At 55.5% G+C, this 18,274-nt stretch carries 18 protein-coding genes; 5 read left to right on the top strand and 13 right to left on the bottom strand.

The window, feature by feature from the left end; translation table 11 throughout:
* Nucleotides 1–71: 71 nt before the first annotated feature.
* Entirely contained in the window at nucleotides 72–716 is a 645-nt protein-coding gene (locus WA318_RS13430; RefSeq protein WP_114098624.1) for a Crp/Fnr family transcriptional regulator, read from the bottom strand.
* Nucleotides 717–903: 187 nt separating this feature from the next.
* Nucleotides 904–1,350 carry a DUF2946 family protein gene (locus tag WA318_RS13425; protein WP_258548727.1) on the bottom strand — a complete coding sequence of 149 codons (447 nt, stop codon included), beginning with the start codon at nucleotides 1,348–1,350 and terminating at the stop codon, nucleotides 904–906.
* Between the two features lie 352 nt (nucleotides 1,351–1,702).
* Here WA318_RS13425 and WA318_RS13420 point away from each other — a divergent pair, with 352 nt between their 5' ends.
* The gene (locus tag WA318_RS13420; protein WP_336081843.1) at nucleotides 1,703–2,272 is read left to right on the top strand and encodes an HdeD family acid-resistance protein; all 570 of its coding nucleotides are present in this window, start codon (nucleotides 1,703–1,705) and stop codon (nucleotides 2,270–2,272) included.
* Between the two features lie 96 nt (nucleotides 2,273–2,368).
* On the top strand, nucleotides 2,369–4,291 hold the full coding sequence (locus WA318_RS13415; RefSeq protein WP_336081842.1) for a heavy metal translocating P-type ATPase: 1,923 nt from the start codon (nucleotides 2,369–2,371) through the stop codon (nucleotides 4,289–4,291).
* Between the two features lie 41 nt (nucleotides 4,292–4,332).
* Here the strand turns inward: WA318_RS13415 and WA318_RS13410 are convergent, their stop codons facing one another.
* Both WA318_RS13410 and WA318_RS13405 read right to left on the bottom strand, forming a co-directional pair.
* On the bottom strand, nucleotides 4,333–5,634 hold the full coding sequence (locus tag WA318_RS13410; RefSeq protein ID WP_336081840.1) for a glycosyltransferase: 1,302 nt from the start codon (nucleotides 5,632–5,634) through the stop codon (nucleotides 4,333–4,335).
* 99 nt (nucleotides 5,635–5,733) lie between these two features.
* Nucleotides 5,734–8,514: an ATP-dependent DNA helicase gene (locus WA318_RS13405; protein ID WP_336081838.1), complete on the bottom strand. Its 2,781-nt coding sequence runs from the start codon at nucleotides 8,512–8,514 to the stop codon at nucleotides 5,734–5,736.
* A gap of 101 nt (nucleotides 8,515–8,615) precedes the next feature.
* Between WA318_RS13405 and WA318_RS13400 the strand changes: the two genes are divergently transcribed.
* Complete coding sequence (locus tag WA318_RS13400; protein ID WP_336081836.1) at nucleotides 8,616–9,461, top strand: AraC family transcriptional regulator; 846 nt, start codon at nucleotides 8,616–8,618, stop codon at nucleotides 9,459–9,461.
* A 58-nt stretch (nucleotides 9,462–9,519) separates the two neighbouring features.
* Nucleotides 9,520–10,287, top strand: a complete 768-nt coding sequence (locus WA318_RS13395) for a hypothetical protein (RefSeq protein ID WP_336081832.1) — start codon at nucleotides 9,520–9,522, stop codon at nucleotides 10,285–10,287.
* Nucleotides 10,288–10,415: 128 nt separating this feature from the next.
* Here WA318_RS13395 and WA318_RS13390 read toward each other — a convergent pair whose 3' ends face one another.
* The 6 genes from WA318_RS13390 to WA318_RS13365 all read right to left on the bottom strand — a co-directional run bounded on the left by WA318_RS13390 (nucleotide 10,416) and on the right by WA318_RS13365 (nucleotide 14,335).
* A complete protein-coding gene (locus tag WA318_RS13390; protein ID WP_336081830.1) occupies nucleotides 10,416–11,024 on the bottom strand; it encodes a LysE family translocator in 609 nt (202 codons plus the stop codon).
* Nucleotides 11,025–11,230: 206 nt separating this feature from the next.
* Nucleotides 11,231–11,599, bottom strand: coding sequence for a hypothetical protein (locus WA318_RS13385; RefSeq protein WP_220150320.1), 369 nt, complete (start codon nucleotides 11,597–11,599; stop codon nucleotides 11,231–11,233).
* A gap of 197 nt (nucleotides 11,600–11,796) precedes the next feature.
* The gene (locus tag WA318_RS13380; RefSeq protein ID WP_336081826.1) at nucleotides 11,797–12,228 is read right to left on the bottom strand and encodes a YqaA family protein; all 432 of its coding nucleotides are present in this window, start codon (nucleotides 12,226–12,228) and stop codon (nucleotides 11,797–11,799) included.
* A 26-nt stretch (nucleotides 12,229–12,254) separates the two neighbouring features.
* The gene (locus tag WA318_RS13375) at nucleotides 12,255–12,551 is read right to left on the bottom strand and encodes a putative quinol monooxygenase (protein ID WP_114098632.1); all 297 of its coding nucleotides are present in this window, start codon (nucleotides 12,549–12,551) and stop codon (nucleotides 12,255–12,257) included.
* Between the two features lie 189 nt (nucleotides 12,552–12,740).
* The gene (locus tag WA318_RS13370; protein ID WP_114098686.1) at nucleotides 12,741–13,166 is read right to left on the bottom strand and encodes an organic hydroperoxide resistance protein; all 426 of its coding nucleotides are present in this window, start codon (nucleotides 13,164–13,166) and stop codon (nucleotides 12,741–12,743) included.
* 125 nt (nucleotides 13,167–13,291) lie between these two features.
* Nucleotides 13,292–14,335, bottom strand: coding sequence for an alpha/beta hydrolase (locus tag WA318_RS13365; protein ID WP_336081820.1), 1,044 nt, complete (start codon nucleotides 14,333–14,335; stop codon nucleotides 13,292–13,294).
* A gap of 363 nt (nucleotides 14,336–14,698) precedes the next feature.
* Between WA318_RS13365 and WA318_RS13360 the strand changes: the two genes are divergently transcribed.
* Entirely contained in the window at nucleotides 14,699–15,151 is a 453-nt protein-coding gene (locus tag WA318_RS13360) for a MarR family winged helix-turn-helix transcriptional regulator (RefSeq protein WP_336081818.1), read from the top strand.
* Nucleotides 15,152–15,163: 12 nt separating this feature from the next.
* Here the strand turns inward: WA318_RS13360 and WA318_RS13355 are convergent, their stop codons facing one another.
* From WA318_RS13355 to WA318_RS13345, 3 genes are all read right to left on the bottom strand, one after another.
* Nucleotides 15,164–15,580, bottom strand: coding sequence for a DUF1801 domain-containing protein (locus WA318_RS13355; protein WP_336081816.1), 417 nt, complete (start codon nucleotides 15,578–15,580; stop codon nucleotides 15,164–15,166).
* Nucleotides 15,580–15,990 carry an MAPEG family protein gene (locus tag WA318_RS13350; protein ID WP_114098636.1) on the bottom strand — a complete coding sequence of 137 codons (411 nt, stop codon included), beginning with the start codon at nucleotides 15,988–15,990 and terminating at the stop codon, nucleotides 15,580–15,582. Before WA318_RS13350 ends, WA318_RS13355 begins: the two co-directional genes overlap by 1 nt.
* Before the next feature lie 141 nt (nucleotides 15,991–16,131).
* The gene (locus tag WA318_RS13345) at nucleotides 16,132–18,207 is read right to left on the bottom strand and encodes a methyl-accepting chemotaxis protein (RefSeq protein ID WP_336081813.1); all 2,076 of its coding nucleotides are present in this window, start codon (nucleotides 18,205–18,207) and stop codon (nucleotides 16,132–16,134) included.
* Nucleotides 18,208–18,274 lie beyond the last annotated feature (67 nt).

Below are 18,274 nucleotides of genomic sequence, written 5' to 3'. Positions count from 1 at the left end.
ATATCGAAATTGAAAAAGGTGCATGGGGATAACCGCCACGCACCTTTTTTCATGTTTGCACCGATCTTTGATCAGGCGGCGGATTGTTGCCGGGCTTCGCCAGCCCCGGCACAGAGCTTTGCCCGGTTGATCTGCATGACCGTGGGCAGGGCCGGACTTTTGGAAATGGCTCCTTCACGTTTAAGATTGGCAATCATGCGACTGGCCGTTTCGGTCGTGGTTGCAATGATATTGCCAAGCTTTTCACGGTTGGGCAGGGCCACCTGGTCCTTGTGCGATGCCCAAAGCAGGAACCGGCAAATGCGGCGCATGGCCGATCCGGTGCCAAAGCTTATTTTAAGCTGCTGGGCATCCATGACTTCGGTCGCAAGCAGGCTCATGACCGCCATTTGAGTCTGGCGATCGTGCTGCTGGGTTTCTTGCAACCGTTTGATCGGGATCCTCTTGATGATCGAAGGCGCAATGGTTTCGATCACCAGGGTCGGATCACAGACCGCAAGCATTTCAAGTCCGATCACATCGCCGGGGCGGTAAACCCGGCAGACCTGTCTTTCGCCGTCTTCGGTATATTTGCAGCGAAGGGCAAGGCCGTTTGCCAGAAGATAGATATAGCTCTGATCTTCGGCATGATGACCGATGCTGGCATCGGCCGGCAGGTTAAGGGCCGATGGCTCGGCGAGTATTTCCATAATTTTCAAGGCGTCTTGTTTGTTCATGGGTTGTCCCCCATTGGCAAATTCAGGATACGCGGCAAATGCGGGGTCGCGTATCGACACCAGTCGTTAGGCCCGGCATGGCATCCGGGATGGCCCGATTGGATGGGCGCTGCACATTGTTTTCAGACGGATTCCGGGCGTGAAGATACAGTGATGGCGTAAAATGCCGAAAACCGCGGAAACAAAATCAGATCAAAGCGGGCGGTGCGCGCGGGGATGCTGCAATCGGGCAAAAGTCGTGCAGACGTGCCGTGATGTGAAGGGCTGTGACCTGATTGGAAAGCTTGACCCGCTGAACATCTGGAAGTTCCGGCTCGACCGGCATGCCGACAGCATGATTGCCAAGTCCGCAACTCGCACATTGAAAGCCCTCATAGGCGTTCGAACTGTGCGGGGCGGTGGCACCATCATTTGCGACCTCGGCCGGGACGGAAATGGTCTTGATGCCGTTGGCCGTACAGATAATCAGGGGAACATAGGTAACTTCGGATGCCGTCGTGCTGGTCGGAACCGCAGCAAGGGCAACAGGGGCGTGCATGAACCCGAACATCATGCCATTAACCAGCAACAGCCATCCGACAAGGAGTGACAGTGTGCGTCGAATGACCGGAATATGTTTTCGGGTAACTGACACGGCTTCTATCCAGATTGGAAAGATACGGGTTTTCAATAGCCCTTTGAAAGCGCCCTGTCAAAGCCTGCAATTGTGAACCAGTTATCAGAATTTCTTTATAATGATTCAAACAAATCCCGTGATCGCAGGTAACCCGTGGTTTGTGCGTTCGGGCCGATGGTTCGCGGGCAGATTTTTTGTCGGGATTTTTTTTAAAAGCGTCATGAAAAGGGCGCAAGAATATCTGTGATCTGATTGGGGATGATGGTCCAACATATTGCAACTCATAAACTTTTGTATTCAGTCGGAACAAAATGAACTATTTTGGGTTGAGATTTGTTGATGCCATCCGCACTCACACAGGAGCAAATCCATGACCCAGGTCGTAAATGACGGTACCCCGGAAATGCGCGGACTTCTCGACAAGGGCCGCAAGCGGCTGCGCAATGTTGGCGTGATCATGCTGATCCTTGGTGTTCTGGCTGTGGCTTTTCCATTGGCAACGACGATTGCGTTTAAAACCATCATTGGCTGGTTGTTCATTATCGGCGCGCTTGGTCATTTCTATGGCGCCTGGAATGCCGATACGCCCACCCGGCGATCTGTTGATGTTATTCAGGGCATCATTTTTGGTGTGATTGGTGGCTGGCTGGCATTCTTTCCGCTGGCCGGGATCGTGACCCTGACGGTGTTGCTTGCCATTGCCTTTATCCTGCAGGGCCTGCTTGAAATCGTGATGGCCTCACGGCTCAGCCAGTTTCCCGGCTGGAAATGGATGCTGTTTTCGGGCGGGGTTGCCATCCTTGCCGGTGTCCTGATTTTCGCCGAATTGCCAAGTTCTGCCAGCTGGGCAATTGGCCTGTTGTTGGGCATCAATTTGCTGTCATCGGGTTTCAGCTATCTGATGGTCTCGGTTGCGATGGGCAAGGTTTCGCGTCTTTGACACCCCAAAGGCCTGTGGTGACCGTATTGTTCAGACGGGGCTGCGTAGCGGCGTGCATTCATGGCATGATCGCAGAACCACATTCGGGATTTGACCATGGCAGCACAGGCTTTTGAAGATTTTCTTGCCCGGATAGATGACAGGCTTTCGACACCTGTCCTTAATCGTGTGATCCTGATTGCGACACTGGTCGCCATGGGGATACATTTTGTGCTGCTTTGGGCAGGGCCTTACAGGGTCGATGCGTATCAGGCCGCAGATATCCCGCTTTTGGCGCTGTTTGTGATCGGGGGCGTGCCGATCCTCGCCCAGCTTGCCATCAAGTTGCTCAGGCGCGAAATGGGTGCGGATTTTCTGGCTGCCATTGCCTTTGTGACCGGTGTGTGGCTGGGCGAATATCTGGCGGCCAGCCTGATCATCCTGATGCTGACCGGCGGGCAGGTTCTGGAAAGCTTTGCCATGCGCAAGGCATCCTCGGCACTCAATGCCCTTGCGCGTCGCATGCCCAGTGTCGCGCATCGCAAGGAAGCCGGGGGCGATATTACCGACATTGCCCTTGATGATGTTCAGATCAATGATCTGATCGCGGTCTTTCCCCATGAAACAGCCCCGGTCGATGGCACCGTTGTCGATGGTCATGGCTCGATGGATGAAAGCTATCTGACCGGGGAGCCCTATGTGGTGGCCAAGGCACCGGGAACGGCGGTGTTATCGGGTGCGATCAATGGCGAGGCGGTCCTGATCATCCGGGCGGAAAAACGCGCCCGCGATTCCCGTTATGCCCAGATCATGGATGTGATGGCCGAGGCCGAACAAAAACGTCCGCGCATCCGCCGTCTTGGTGATCAGATCGGCGCATGGTTTGCGCCCGCCGCCCTGATCTTTGCCATTCTTGTCGGGTATCTGAGCGAGGACTCATCACGCTTTCTGGCCGTGCTGGTGGTGGCAACACCCTGTCCGCTTCTGATTGCCATTCCGATCACGGTAATGAGTGCGATTTCCATTGCTGCCCGGCGCGGCATCGTCATTCGCGACCCGACGGTGCTGGAGCGCCTGCCGACCTGCCAGACCGCGATTTTTGACAAGACGGGGACACTGACCTATGGGCGGCCGGAGCTGGTCGATGTCGTGCCCGGTGCCGGGTTTGAGGGGGATTTTGTCCTGCGCCTGACAGCGGGGCTGGAACGCTATTCCAAGCATCCGCTGGCATCCGCCGTGCTTAAGGCGGCCAAGCTCCGCAAGCTGCCGCTTGATGAAGTTTCTCGCGCCTCGGAAAAACCCGGACAGGGATTAAGCGGGCAGGTTGATGGCCATGAAGTGGTGGTCACCCACCGCAACAAGCTTGTGAAATCCGATCCCGAGATGGCAAAGCTTCTGCCCGACACCACGGCGGGGCTTGAATGTGTGGTGCTGATCAATGGCCAATATGGCGCGACATTCCGGTTCCGCGACACGCCGCGCGCCGAAGGTGAAAGCTTCGTCGGGCATCTGGGCGACATACATCATTTCAAAAAGGTGATGTTGCTGTCAGGCGACCGCGAAAGCGAGGTCAGCTATCTTTCGGAACTGCTGGGTATTTCCGAAAGTCTGGCATCACAAAGCCCGGAACAGAAAGTCGCCATCGTCCGGGCCGAGGCCGCCAAGGCCCCGACACTGTTCATGGGCGATGGCATCAATGACGCCCCCGCACTCGCGGTTGCCACCGTCGGTATTGCCTTTGGCAAGGAAAGTGCGGTGACGGCGGATGCCGCCGGTGCCGTGATCCCCGAAGCATCGCTGGTCACGGTGGACGAGCTTCTTCACATCAGCATGGCGATGCGTCGCATCCTTTTGCAAAGCGTGATTGGTGGCATGGTGCTTTCCATCGTTGCCATGGGCTTTGCCGCGGCTGGCTATATTACGCCTGTTGCGGGTGCGCTGTTGCAGGAAGGCATCGATATCATCGCGATCCTCAATGCGCTCAGACTGGCAATCGCGCATGATATTGATGCCGATATTGTAGAGCAGCCAAACGCCTGAGACGCCAAGTTTGCGGTCCAGCTAACAGTATTCGGAAAGTGTTATTGGTTAGCCGCGCACGTGATTTCGGCAATGGCATTCGCGATGCCGTCTTCATCGGCGATCTTGCTTGCAACGCGTTCGGCGTTGTTGCGATAGGCCGGTGTTTCAAGGACCGTTTTGATCCGACGGGCCAGGATCGCGGCATCAAGTTTTGCAGGCTTGATCGGGCGTGGCGCAACGCCAAGCCCGTGCAGGTGCTTTGCCCAGAAAGGTTGATCACCGAAAAACGGAATGATGATCGACGGGCGACCGGCGCGCAGGGCTGCCGCACAGGTGCCAGCCCCGCCATGATGAATGACGATATCGACTTTCGGGAACAGCCAGTCATGGGGAACCTCAGACACCGCAAGGATGTTGGATGGCCAGTCAATGTCGCCCATCCCGCCCCAGCCGGTCGCCACAATCGCTGCGATGTCCGAGCCTGCTGATTGTGAAACGGCCTCGGCAATCATTTCTGCCATCGTGATCGGATCATTCCCGTGCATTGACCCGAAACCGATATAGATCAGGTTTTTATGGCGTTCGACGAAGTTTTGTACTGCCGGATCTGGCAGGTTTGTTTGTGCGCCCCCGTCCAGAAACCAGTATCCGGTGACAGTTGCGTGTTTCGGCCAGTCTGTGGGGCGATTGATCACAGCGTTGCCAAAGGCGTGGATGATGGGCAGCGTGCCGGATTTACAAGACTGAAGGATGTCCAAAGAGTTGGCATTGATCCCGTTTTGGCGTCGTGCTGCCCATCTGTGAACTTGCCGACGCAGTGTTGAGTTCAACAGCCTATAGATCAGCTTGCCGGTCACGCGGTTATACCAGCGGCCCAACACACCTCTTGGGCCAAGATTGGGAACGCCCATATGCGGATAATCGCCGGTCGGGATAAAGGACGGGATCAGTTGCGCCATCACAACCGGGATACCGAAATGCCTGCCAATCGGCAGCGCGCCAAAGGTTTTCGGATGAAAAACGATGACGTCCGGTTTGCCCTGATCTATCGCGCGGAAAATGCCATCAAGCAGCCTGTCCTGAAGACCACGCGCCTTTTTGCCGATGGCAAACAACGATCTCAGTTTTGCCAAGGCCGATGCCTTCGGATCAGACGCATCGGCAAATTGTGGATCATCCATAAGCGCAATCAGCGCATTACTCAGGGCTGCGAATTCTAGATCATGATCGGTGATAAAACCGGCAAAGCGTTCCGGGGCGGCGACGGTGACCCGATGCCCCTTTTGGATCAGTCCACGCCCCAACGCGACAAAGGGCTGCACATCGCCGCGCGTCCCATAGGTCATCAGCATGACATGCATGATCCATCCTTTTTGCAGTTCCAAGAACACCCTGCGCCTAAGAAGTTTAGCAGGTCTTGTCGCGGAAATTCGGCACGATAAAGGCTGGCAGGCAGCCGATCAGTTTTCGCTGCTCTGGTCGTTGCCAAGGAAGATCCGCGTCTGTTCAATCGCCTCGCGCAACCCAACCCGCTGGACTTCGACGTCTTCGGGGAAGGCGCCCAGAAGCCGGGATGGCATGCGGTTATCAAGCAGGACAAACACCCCGCGATCTTCGGCACGCCTGACAAGGCGGCCAAACGCCTGTTTCATCCGAAGGCGTGTGAGCATGTCGTCATAACGCGCACCGTGGAAGGCTGATTTGCGCGCACGGTGCAGGATGTCGGGCCGGGGCCATGGCACGCGGTCAAAGACGATCAGGCGCAAACTGTCGCCCGGCACATCGACCCCGTCACGCACCGCATCCGTACCCAGCAAACAGGCATCGCGTTCAACCCGGAAAATATCGATCAGCGTCGAGACATCCATGCCGTCAATATGCTGGGCGAGTAATTGCAAACCTGCGTCATCCATCGGCCCGGTCAGGCGTTCATAAATGGCGCGCAGACGCGTGATCGCGGTAAACAGGCCAAGTGCACCGCCACCGGACGCCAGAAACAGTTCGCGATAGGCCGCGGCAATATGGTCCGGGTTATCACGGCCCAGATCATTGACGATGAAAACACGGGTCTGTTCGCGGTAATTATAGGGGCTTTTCATCGCCGCCCGGATGGCCGGAAGCGGCATGTGGGCGGCCCCCGTGCGATCCTCGGCCACGGCCCAGTCAAAATCCTCGTCCCCGGTGCCATCGCGCAGGGTGGCGGACGTCACCACCATGCCATGGGCGGTGGGGGCCAATGCCGATGTCAGGGGCAAGGTCGGATCAAGGTAATGGCGATGCATGCCAACATCAAAATCCCGGCCAAATTGCCGTTCAATCGCAAACCAGTCGACAAAGGTTTTGGGTGTTTCCTCGACCAGGGATGCCAGCATTTCACGCCATGCCGCGACCTGCATGATCGCCCGGCGTTCAAGCGATCGGATCGCGGCATCAAGGCGCTGACGCTCCGCACTTTCAAGTTCATCAGCCTTTTCATCGAGCATATGGGCGATGATCTTGATCAGCGACTTGGCCGGTTTTTCCATGGCCTCAAGCGCGCGATCAAGATCGGCTGCACTGGCAAGGACTTCGTTAAGGGCCGGTTTGCAATCGGTCTCGATGGAATATCCGCGATCACCTTCGGCTGAGCGTGCCATGACCTGCGCACGCACATGGGCAAGGAAGGTTTCCGCCGGGCCCTTGGCATGTTGCGATCCGTCATGAATGCGCGAAAGCCATCCCTGTTCCGGAAGGCATTGGGCGGCAACAATCACCGCATTGACCGCATCGCGCAGTTCGTCGCGATCAAGGATCAGGGTTTCAAGCCGCTGCTTAAGACCGCGCGCACGCGATGATCCCTTTTGCTCGGCCCCAAGCAGCCAGCGGCGCAATTCCTGCCCCTCCATCCCGGTCAGGTGCGATGAAAATGCCTTATCGGCGGCATCAAACAAATGATGGCCTTCGTCAAAGACGTAGCGCGTCGGCATCGAACTGTCATCAAGCCCGCCAAGGGCTGCCTGCACCATGACAAGGGCATGGTTGGCCACAACGATCTCGGCCGAACGGGCGCGTCGTACGGTCTTTTCGATAAAGCATTTCGAATAATGCGGGCAGGCGGCATAAATGCATTCGCCGCGCTGATCGGCCAATGCGCCGGTAAAGCGATTGCCCAGAAGCTCGGTCAGCCAGGCGGGGAAATCACCGCCGACCATATCGCCATCGCGGGTATGGGATGCCCAACGCGCAATCAGGCCGAGCGGGGTGGCTTGGTGCGGTTGCTGGTTTAACGGGCGCTGCGCTTCTTCGAAATTCAGCAGGCAGAAATAGTTTTCGCGACCCTTGCGGACCACGGCCTTAAGGCGTTTGTCCTTGGGGTCATCATAAAGCCGGTCAAGTTCCTGATCGATCTGGCGTTGCAGGTTGCGGGTATAGGTCGAAATCCAGACCGCGCCGTCATTTTTCTGGGCCCAAAGCGATGCTGGTGCCACGTAGCCCAGCGTCTTGCCGGTGCCTGTTCCGGCCTCGGCCAAGACAATATTGGGCGCACCATCATGCAGACGCGGGCCAAAGGCCGAACAGACCGATGATGCATAATCGGCCTGTTGCGGGCGTTCCTCGGCCCCTTCGCCCAGAAGTTCTTTCAGGCGCTTGCGGGCATCCTTGGGATCAACCGGATAATTGGCGGGTGGCGGTGGCGGCGCATGTTCGGACCATTCGCCAAGCTTTTTCCAAACCTTAAGCCCTTCATAGACCGCATAGCGATGCGGTCCATCCCCATCTGCGCCAAGGGCGGCCAGAACCGAAACACCCCACGGCCAATGTCCGCGCGCCATCGGCCATGCAACCGAAAGAGCCGGTCCGCGCTTGTTACGATGAAGGGTGGCCAGTTCCTGCAAAAGGCGCTTCATGGCTTCTGCCAGTGCCTCGGCCTGACCGATCAGGTCATCGGCGGGCTTTTGGCCCGTCGCCAACGCAATGCCACGCGGGGTCGGCACGCAAAACTGTGCCGGGCGAACAAAGGCAAACAGTTCAAGCAGGTCATGGGCCGGAAACGGATCGGATTTCAGACGCCGCGCGCAGGCCGGGGTATGCACCAGAATGGGGCGGGTCGAACGTGCCTTTTTGGCCGCAGCCCCGTGCGGGAGTTCCTCGATCTCGCCATCTGGCGACAGAAACACAGCATGACGCAATCCAACGACCATGACTGGCGCATTGGGCGGCATAAAACGCGGTGTGGCTTCTTCGGAACGATCATCGAACATTTGGGGCACTATAAGCAGACAGCGACAGTGGCGCTACCGGGGAAATTGACCTATCTTTGAAATTATCAAGTTTGACAATCACCACAAGATGACCGTACCGAATGGCAGCCCCGAATACCCGCAACCAGCATTTCTGGCGTGACGACGCGTTGCCGTTTGTCGAGCTGCGGCGTGTGGCGGACGGGCATGCTGTCTGTTATGAGCGCCATAGCCACGATACCTTTTCGATTGGCACGGTGAATGGTGGTCACAGCACCTATTGGAACCGCGGCAAGACCCATGAAACGCAAGCCGGTTCGGTGGTGATCCTGAATCCTGAGGATGTGCATGGCTGCAACCCGGTCAAGGGGGCGGACTGGTGTTATGACATGCTGTTTGTCGATCCGGGCTGGCTTCTGGATCTGCAGATCGAAATTGATGCCGATGCGGCCGGAAAATTTGCGATGTTTTCCGATACGATCAGCCACAATCCAAGGCTTTATAACGGGCTGGCCGATCTTGCCGATACGCTGATCAATCCGGATATTGATGTGCTGGGCAAGGAAACCGCCATGGTGTCGTTCTTTGGCGATTTGCATGTGCAGCTTGATCTGCGCGGTGATCTCGATGGCGGGATCGGTTCGGTCAATGACCGGAAAATGATCCGGGTCGCCGATTATATCCGCACGCATTATGACGAGAATATCAGTCTTGATGCGCTGGCCGGACTGGTTGGTTATTCGCGGTCCTATCTGGTGCGGGCTTTCAAAAAGACCTTTGGCATGACGCCCTATGCCTATCTGATAAATTGTCGGGTCCAACGCGCCCGTCATGCATTGCGGCGCGGGGAAAAGATCGTTGATGTTGCGCTTGAAACCGGCTTTGCCGATCAGGCGCATTTTCAGCGCATCTTCAAACGCCTGATGGCGACGACGCCACGGCAATATGCACAGGGACGTGCTGCATAATTTTTTAGTCTTTAAGTAAAATCAATTCGGTTCCTTACTCATTCCAAGGAGAGCGCATTTGAAGCAACGGCCGGATGCAATGAGGCTCAAAACGATGGGCGGGTCTTTGGGAAATGTGGTCAAAGGCGTTTTAGCCCTCTTGGGATGTATCAGTTTTTGCCTAGGCACGTATCACGTTTATCTCGGTAAATTGGCAGAGGCAGGGACCGCGATTGGTGGTGGCGCTGTTATGCTGATTTTTGCCTTCTTGTCGCAGTTTAAGCGCTTTAAAGGGTTTGGAGTTGAAGCTGAGACGTGGGAGGAGACTATGGAAGAGGCGAGGGATTTGGTTGCAGAGCTGCGAGGGCTCTCAATTTTGACTTCCGAGTACTTGCTCTCTGTAGCCGTCCGTTTAGGTCGCTGGGACTCGCACCTTAGTCGCCGAGAACGTTTCGAACTACGACAGAAGATCGAGAAAATGTTAACTGAGGCAGGTGTCTCGACTGACGAAATCGAGCGAGTGACTTACGAGAGTAAGAAGTATGAACTCATTGATATGGCCAGCGATATCTGTTCACTGGTCCGAGGATATTTGGAGGAAGCTTATCCAAATCAGAAGAAGGAGAGTTCTTCGGAGGTGCGCGAGATCGAGGCGTTTGTTCGCGAACATATTAATACTCTTCCAGAGGATTTTGCTAAAAAGCTGGAGGCATCTGAAGCTTTCTCAGCAGAAGACAAGGCAGCACTAATGGCTCGCGTGAAAACGGAACTTCAGCGTATTAAGTTATTTCGCTCCAGTGGCAAGATACTCGACCAAGAGGTTTGGCTGTCGAGAGAAAGTTACTAGAATTTCGGGCTCATAGGTTCAACGACGGGCGGTCTAGACCGTTCAAAAAAGAAAGGCGGATACAATGATCCGCCTTGAAGTTCACACCTTGATATTTGCAGGTTTGCAGGGGGAGCAAGGTGTGGGGGTTATCCCAAAATCAGATAGATCGCACTGGCGGCCAGCAATATGGCCATCGCCCGGTTAAACATGCGGATGCGCGATGGTTCGCCCAGAAAACGCGATAAAAACGCCCCGGCATAGGCCCAGCATGCGATCGCCGCAAAACAGATGACGAAATAGATCGCAGTGAATTCCCAGATCAGGGTCGGTGCCCCGGATGAGGCATAGGCCCCCATCCCGGCGATCGAGGCCAGCCATGCCTTGGGGTTTAGCCATTGCATCACCGCCCCGGTCATGACGGAGGGGCCGGAACCGGCATCGCTTTTGCCAAGTTCACCATTTGATGAAAACAGCTTCCAGGCCATGAATAACAGAAAAGCAACACCGGCCCACTGGATGACGGTGGTCAGTTGCGGAAAGGTTTCAAGCAACTGATGCAGGCCAAGCCCGATCAACAACAAAAGCAGGCAAAATCCGGCAGTGGCCCCGAAAACAAGGCGGAGCGAGGGCCGGAAACCGAACTGAACGCCCGAGCTCAGGACAAGAATATTGACCGGGCCGGGGGTGATCGAGGCGGCAAGCGCAAAGCTTGCCATCGAAAGATACAGGCTCATGGTTGCGCTAAAGGGGAGCATGCGTTTGGTTTCCTCTGTGGGGCTTTTCCTTGCTCCAAACCTGCCATGACGGATGCGGGCTTTATTGAACAAAATTGACCTTCAGAGGAAGGCGGGGACGATTTTTACAAAAAAACCGCAACCGGATGTGATGCCGGTTGCGGTTTTTTGATTTGGTTCATTTGCCGTTTTGGCCAAAGGCCGTGACGGGCCCGGAGATGGACCAATCAGCTTTTGGTCATGTCCATCAGAAGCGATGCACAGCGCTGGGCAATGTCATTGCGCGGCTCTTCGCTGCCCGGCATGGTTGCCCAACCCTTGGCGATGACGAAATCATCACGCTTGTAAGAGCTTTCCTCTTTCAGGGCGGCAAGTTCCGCCATCTGATTGTTCGGGGTCAGCGTCTTGAACTGGGCAACGCAAACAGGCGCCATGGCGGCAATAACAGATTCCTTGCTGCTGGTTTCAGCCATCTTTTCGGCTGTGCTGCCAGATACGACCGAGCCGGTGCTGAAACCGACGATGGTGATCAGGACAGCACCGACAACGCCGCCCCAGATTGCGGGTTTAACCCATGTGGCGATTGTCATTGGCATAATAAAGATCCTTTTGGTCAGGCTATGAAATGCATTTTCCATAGCGCTGTTGTGCCAAAGGAAGACATTATCGGCGCACAATTACAATTGATTTATATTTTTATATTTAAATCATTGGTGGATTTTTTGACATTATTTTGAAACATGTCGCACTTTTATTATCAAACATGTTCAGATATTTGGCGTGATTTCGGGTGTTAAAATAATGATCCAAGCCAAGCTGTGCCACCGGCAATCATGGCATAGCGTGCGGCCTTGCCAATGGTGACAAGGATCAAAAACGGTATGAAGCGAACCCGCATGACGCCTGCAAAAAGGGTCAGCGGATCGCCAATAACCGGAAGCCATGCAAGCAAGAGTGACCAGAGCCCGTATTTGCCAAACCAGTGTGATGCACGGTCCAGTGCGTCGGGCGAAACCGGGAACCAGCGGCGATCCTTGAAGTGATCGACATAAAGACCAAGCCCCCAATTGATGATAGAGCCCAGCACATTGCCAAGGGTTGCGATGGCGACCAGAAGCCAGATGGCATGATCGCCCGCAGCAACCATTGCGCCAAGGGCCGCCTCGGACGTTCCGGGCAGAATGGTTGCCGATGTCAGGGCCGAAAGGAAAAGGGCAAACAGCACGGGTTTAAAGCCGATCCGGTCAGATGTTATGACTTGATCGTGAATTTGCGAATATCAAGCGGGCCGTCAAGGACTTCGTCCTTGGTATCGGCAAAGGCGCGCAGATAAGGCTGTTCAAAATGGCTGGCAAGGTCTTCTTCGGAGCGCCAGTTTTCATAGGCCAGCCAGACGGCCGGATCTTCCTGCGACTGGTGCATGTCATAGCTGATGCAGCCTTCTTCGGCGCGCGACGGTTCGACAAGGGCCAGAAGCCGCTTGCCCAGCTCTTCCTCCATGCCCGGTTTGGCGCGCGAATAGACAACAAGGGTAAGCTGCTTGGACATGATAAGTTCCCGATTTTCTGAATATTTATTGTGACGGGCTGGATCATCGGCGCCCACAACCCGATCGGCAACAGTTTAATGAACGACGATCTGAAAAACAAAGAAAAGGCCCGGTGCGGGGTGACACCGGGCCTTTGAATGCCGATCAGCAAATGGGGGCTGCTGACCAGCAGGGGGGAACTGATAAAATCAGGCAATCACCGAAGTTACTTCGACATTGCCGCGCGTTGCGTTCGAATACGGGCAGATCTTGTGCGCTTCTTCGACCAGTTTCTCGGCCTCGGCCTTGTCAAGGCCCGGAAGCGAGATGGTCAGGGTCACAGCAAGACCAAATCCACCGGCAGAACGCGGGCCGATACCGACATCGGCAGTGACAGAAACATCAGCCGGAACTTTTGGGCCACCCTGGGAAGAAACGAACTTCATCGCACCGATGAAACAGGCCGAGTAACCCATGGCAAACAACTGTTCGGGGTTGTTGCCGTCGCCACCTGCACCACCAAGTTCCTTTGGCGTGGTCAGCTTGACATCAAGCGAACCATCAGCGGTTTTGGCGCGACCATCGCGGCCACCGGTTGCAGAAGCTTGTGCGGTGTATTTGACATCAACAGACATGGTTTTCATCCTTTGTTTGATCAATGGTTTGGTTTCGGTGATTACCCGGCTGTCTTTTCCATATGTCGCCGGGGGTGGGCAGGCGCAACCGCGCCTACCCGAAAGAGAGTATGAAAGTTTTGTGATCATTCCCCGTGAAGGGCGTTGTGCAGATACTGACCGGCCTGGGCGATTGCTGCTTTGGCGGCCGGGGTGTCAGCAAGGGCATTGAGCATCACAAAATCATGGATCGTGCCGTTATAGCGGGTGACGGTGACATCAACGCCAGCCTGCGACAATTTACGGGCATAGTCTTCGCCTTCGTCACGCAGGACATCGTTTTCAGCCGTGATCACAAGGGCAGGGGCCTGACCGGCAAGCTGATCCTGTGTCGCATGGATCGGCGTTATTTTCGGATCAGTACGGTCAATGCCTTCGGGCAGATACTGGTTCCAGAACCATTCCATGGCGGGCCGGGTCAACCAGGGGCCATTGGCAAAGCTGGTGTAGGATCCGTTATCAAAGTTCGCGTCCGTCACCGGATAGAACAGGACCTGTGCGGTGATCGCCGGACCTTTGCGTTCCTGTGCCAGCAACGAGACCACGGCGGTCATGTTACCCCCGACACTGTCACCGGCAATCGCCAGACGGGTCGGATCGACATTCAGCTGTTCGGCATGTTCGGCGACATATTTGGTCACCGCATAATCCTGTTCGATGGCGACCGGGTAGCGGTGTTCGGGCGACCGTTCATAATCGACAAAGACCAGGGCGGCATTGGCGCGAACCGCAAGTTCGCGAACCAGTCGGTCGTGGGTTCCCTTGTCACCCATCACCCAGCCTGCGCCGTGGAAATACACGATCACCGGAAGACGTTCCTGATTACCCGCCGGACGGATGATGCGTACATTGGTCTGGCCGGTCGGGCCGACGGCAAAGACGGTGTCGGTGATATCAACAGCCGGTTTGGCAATTTCACCGGATTGTGCACCGGCCAGAACGTTGCGGGCTTCAGCTGGTGTCAGGGTGTAGATCGCCGGGCCGCCGGATGCTTCAAGGACATTGATGAAGTTCTGGGTGGCCGGTTCGAGAACCGGTTCAGCAAAGGCAGCCGAAGATGCAATCGCCGTCGAGAGTGCCAGTACGCCAGAAAATGCAGCGGCGGCAACTTTGGTTTTGAATGGGCTCATGGGTCTGTTCCTTTGATAAGGCCCGGTGACCGGGCGGTGTGTCGTTTCGGTGAATTATGTATCGCATACAATTAAATCGTGTGCGATATAAAAATGGAGATATCAGGAATGCAATTAAATCGCTTGTAATTAAATCGTGTGAGATATAATATCTCTGACCCTGATTCCAGAACTCCTGATTTTCTGCAAGGATGCAGGATCAGGGAGTGTGATGAAATATATATGAAATCAATGGGTTATGCGGATGTCGTGTTGAAAGTCGCCGCAGATATTTGACCCGACCCGCATGCCGATATATGTCAAGACAAGCCGTAATGATCCGGCATATGCCAGATCCCGCCCCGTTTCAGACAGGATGAACCGATGGAAAACACATCAAACCAAGACTTTTTGCAGCTTGAAAAGTTTCTGTGCTTTTCGGTTTATTCTGCAACCCATGCCTTTAACCGTATTTACAAGCCGCTGCTTGATGCGCTTGGCCTGACCTATCCGCAATATCTGGTGATGGTTACGCTTTGGCAGGAAGATGATCAGTCGGTCAGCAGTATCGGGGAAAAGATGTATCTGGAATCAAGTACGTTGACCCCGCTTTTGAAACGGCTGGAGGCCAATGGCCTTGTCATGCGCAAGCGCGATCCGAAAGACGAGCGGTCTGTGCGCATCAATCTGACCGACGCGGGCAAGGCGTTGCGGGAAAAGGCGCGTGAAGTCCCGCCCTGCATTCTTGAGGCGACCGGGCTTGATATCGAAACGGCCAAGCGCCTGAACAGTGATCTGCAGGCAATGCGTGATACGCTGGCGGCGGTTGCGAAATAGGCCCGCTTTCGATCAGGATGCCTTGCGATCCAGATGATATCGAAGTGCCCAGCCAAGTGCGGTTTTGATCGCGTCTTCCGGTAAGGGGCGGTCAAGGGGCAGGATGATCGCCCGGTTGCCTTCACAGGTCAGTTCGGATGATAGCAGGCTGCGCGTGCGGTCGATCAGATCGGTCTTGCAGTCAAAAAAGATCATGACCTGATCGGGGGTTTTTGCCTTCCAGTCCGCGCGAATGGTGGTGCCGGCCCCCGATTTCGGACGCCAGGCGGGCTCGCCCCATTTAAGGCTTTCATCAAGCGGCCCCACACCATCCATCCCTACGGCAAGGCTATGAACCCAGTTTCTGATCTGGGTCAGTATCTGACGCGCCGGGGCAGGGCAGGTTGCGATTTTGGCAGGAACGTCGGACATTTTGACCGGACCGGTCATCACATCATCCCGCCCATTACATTGTGAAAGCTTTGCACCAGTAGCCAGATTGCGCAAATCATCATGGTCACATGCTGGATCACCATGGCCGGGGCCACCAGACGCTTGTTGAGGCGCTTGAAGGTGCCGATGACATGCAGGACACGTGCTGCAATCAGCAGACCGGCCACAACCCAGACCATGTCCGATGTTGCCAGAATGGCTTCAACCGCAAGGACAACCAGCGCACAAAGCGGCGCATTCTCGATAAAGTTGCCATGGGTGCGGATGCGACGGCGCAAGATGCGATCATCGCCATCCCCGACCGCCAGATTAAGGTCACGCCGCCTGAACGATACCGCAAGGCTCAGCACAGTCAGCATCAGGGCAAATATCGCAACGGTCACAGTCGTCACAGGAAGTGGCAGCATCGGTATATTCCTTGAATAAGGGCGCAAGGTCTTTGTATCGAAAAGCAATTCAACCACCGAACGGGATTGCTATCAACAAAATGACGGCACCCGCGAGGAGTGCCGCCGTTTAATTTTGTGTGATGTCCGCCTGTCGTGCGCCTAGATGTTGCGCAGACGATCAAGGAAGTTTTTGACCTGTGCATCAAGATTGCGGGCTTCCTGTGCAAGCTGGGTTGCCCCGACCTGGACGTTTGATGCTGCTTCGCCGGTTTCTTGCGACGTATTGCGCACGATCCCGATTGAGGATGATACCTCGTTCGTGCCCGCCGCAGCTTGCTGAACATTGCCCGAAATCTCGGCTGTGGCGGCACCCTGCTGTTCGACGGCAGATGCAATGGCGGTGGCGATTTCATTGATGTTTGAAATCGTCTCGGTCACCCGTTCAATCGCGCCAACAGTGTTCTGGGTTTCGGACTGGATAGATCCGATCTGCTGGGCAATTTCATCAGTTGCCTTGGCGGTCTGGTTGGCAAGGTTTTTGACTTCCTGTGCAACAACGGCAAAGCCTTTGCCTGCTTCACCGGCACGCGCAGCCTCGATGGTGGCGTTCAGGGCCAGCAGGTTGGTCTGGGCTGCGATATCGTTGATCAGGCTGACGACTTCGCCAATGCGGTCCGCAGCCTCGGCAAGGCCGGTGACCATGGCATTGGCCCGCGATGCCTCTTCAACAGCGGTGCTGGAAATATCAGACGATTTTGCCACCTGCGAACTGATTTCCTGAATGGAGGCAGACAGTTCCTCGGTTGCGGATGCCACGGTCTGAACATTGGCACTGGCTTCGTCAGCGGCGGCGGCAACGACAACGGCCTGTTCAGCGCTTTGATCTGCAGCATTGCGCATCTGGCGGGAAACCCTTTCCATGTTTTCAGCGCTGTCAGACACATTGACGACAATCGAGCCGACCGACTTTTCAAACTCGTCAGCCATTTGCAGCCGGGTGCGATTGCGTTCCTCACTGGCGCGCTGTTCGGCTTCAAGCTTTTCGCGTTCGGCCTGCTGCATGCCAGCCGATGCTTCCTTGAAGGCCTCAAGTGCCTTGGCAATGGCACCGATTTCGTCATTGCGCTCAAGATAGGGCACGTCGATGGCGAAATTGCCCTTTTGCAGATGGTCAATCACCCCGGCAACAGATGTCATCGGGCGACGCACCATCGTGGTGGTCGAAAACAGCACAACTGCAATCACAATTGCCAAAAGGACCACACCGCCAATCAGGGTTGCATTGCGCAGATTGTCTGCCGGGGCAAAGACGGTGGCAAGCGGCACATTGACGACCACACCCCACTGATTGGGGTAACCTGAAATTTCCACCGGCACGATCATATGCATGTCTTTGTCATCGTCGATGCGCTGCGGTTCGCCACTTTTCATCACTTCGAGGATGGCGGCCTGAACCGGGTCATTGGCGTCAAGCTTGGTGCCGCGAATGGCCGGATCTTCGTGGGCAACCCAGGTGCCCTGTGCCGAAACCAGATTGACCGTTCCCGTTTCAAACGGTGTGAGTTCGGCAAAGCGTTCGGAAAGCGCATTCAGTTCAAGATCAACGCCCAGAACTCCAAGGAATTTTCCAGATTTGTCCTGCACCGGATAGACAAAGGATGTCAGAACAACATCACGGCCCTGAATGTCATAGGTGATGGCATCGGTGACATAGGGTTTATTGGTGTCACGCGGCGAGGTGTAATATTCATTGACCGACGGGTCATCAAGGCCGGTCAGATGATAGGGCGTAATGCCGTCACCGAAATTATAAAAATAGGTGACATAGCGTCCTGATCCTTCGCCAAACGGCTCACCTTCGTCCTTGTAGTCGGCATCCTTGCCATCAAGGGCATCGGGTTCAAACCCCGACCAGGCACCGGCAAGCGACGGGTAATCAATCAGGGTGCGGTTGAGAATTTCGTTATAGACCTTGCGGTCTGCGCCGCCCTGTTCACGGATGGCACGGAAACCGCCGGCAAGCTGTCTGGCAATCGACATGCCGCTATTGAGAACCTGACTGGCCTGTTCGGCATGGTGTTTGGCAACACCGCGCGCCTCACCCACCGTCAACTGTTCTGTTGTCTTGCTGGTTTGAATGGTTTGCAGGGTAATGCCCGCAATCAGGCAAACAGCAATGGCGAACGCACTGACAAGCGTGAGCTTTGCGCCAAGCGACAAGGAGGAGAGATTCATGCAGCCGTCCTTCCGACCTATGCTTTGGTGAGATTTATCGCATATGGCGACACCAGCCGTTAATTCA

Origin of the sequence: Thalassospira sp. CH_XMU1448-2 (genome assembly GCF_037027285.1) — a bacterium.
GTDB classification, from domain to species: domain Bacteria; phylum Pseudomonadota; class Alphaproteobacteria; order Rhodospirillales; family Thalassospiraceae; genus Thalassospira; species Thalassospira profundimaris_C.
The sequence above is the reverse complement of the archived record's forward strand: the minus strand, read 5'-3'. Positions and strand labels throughout refer to the sequence as shown.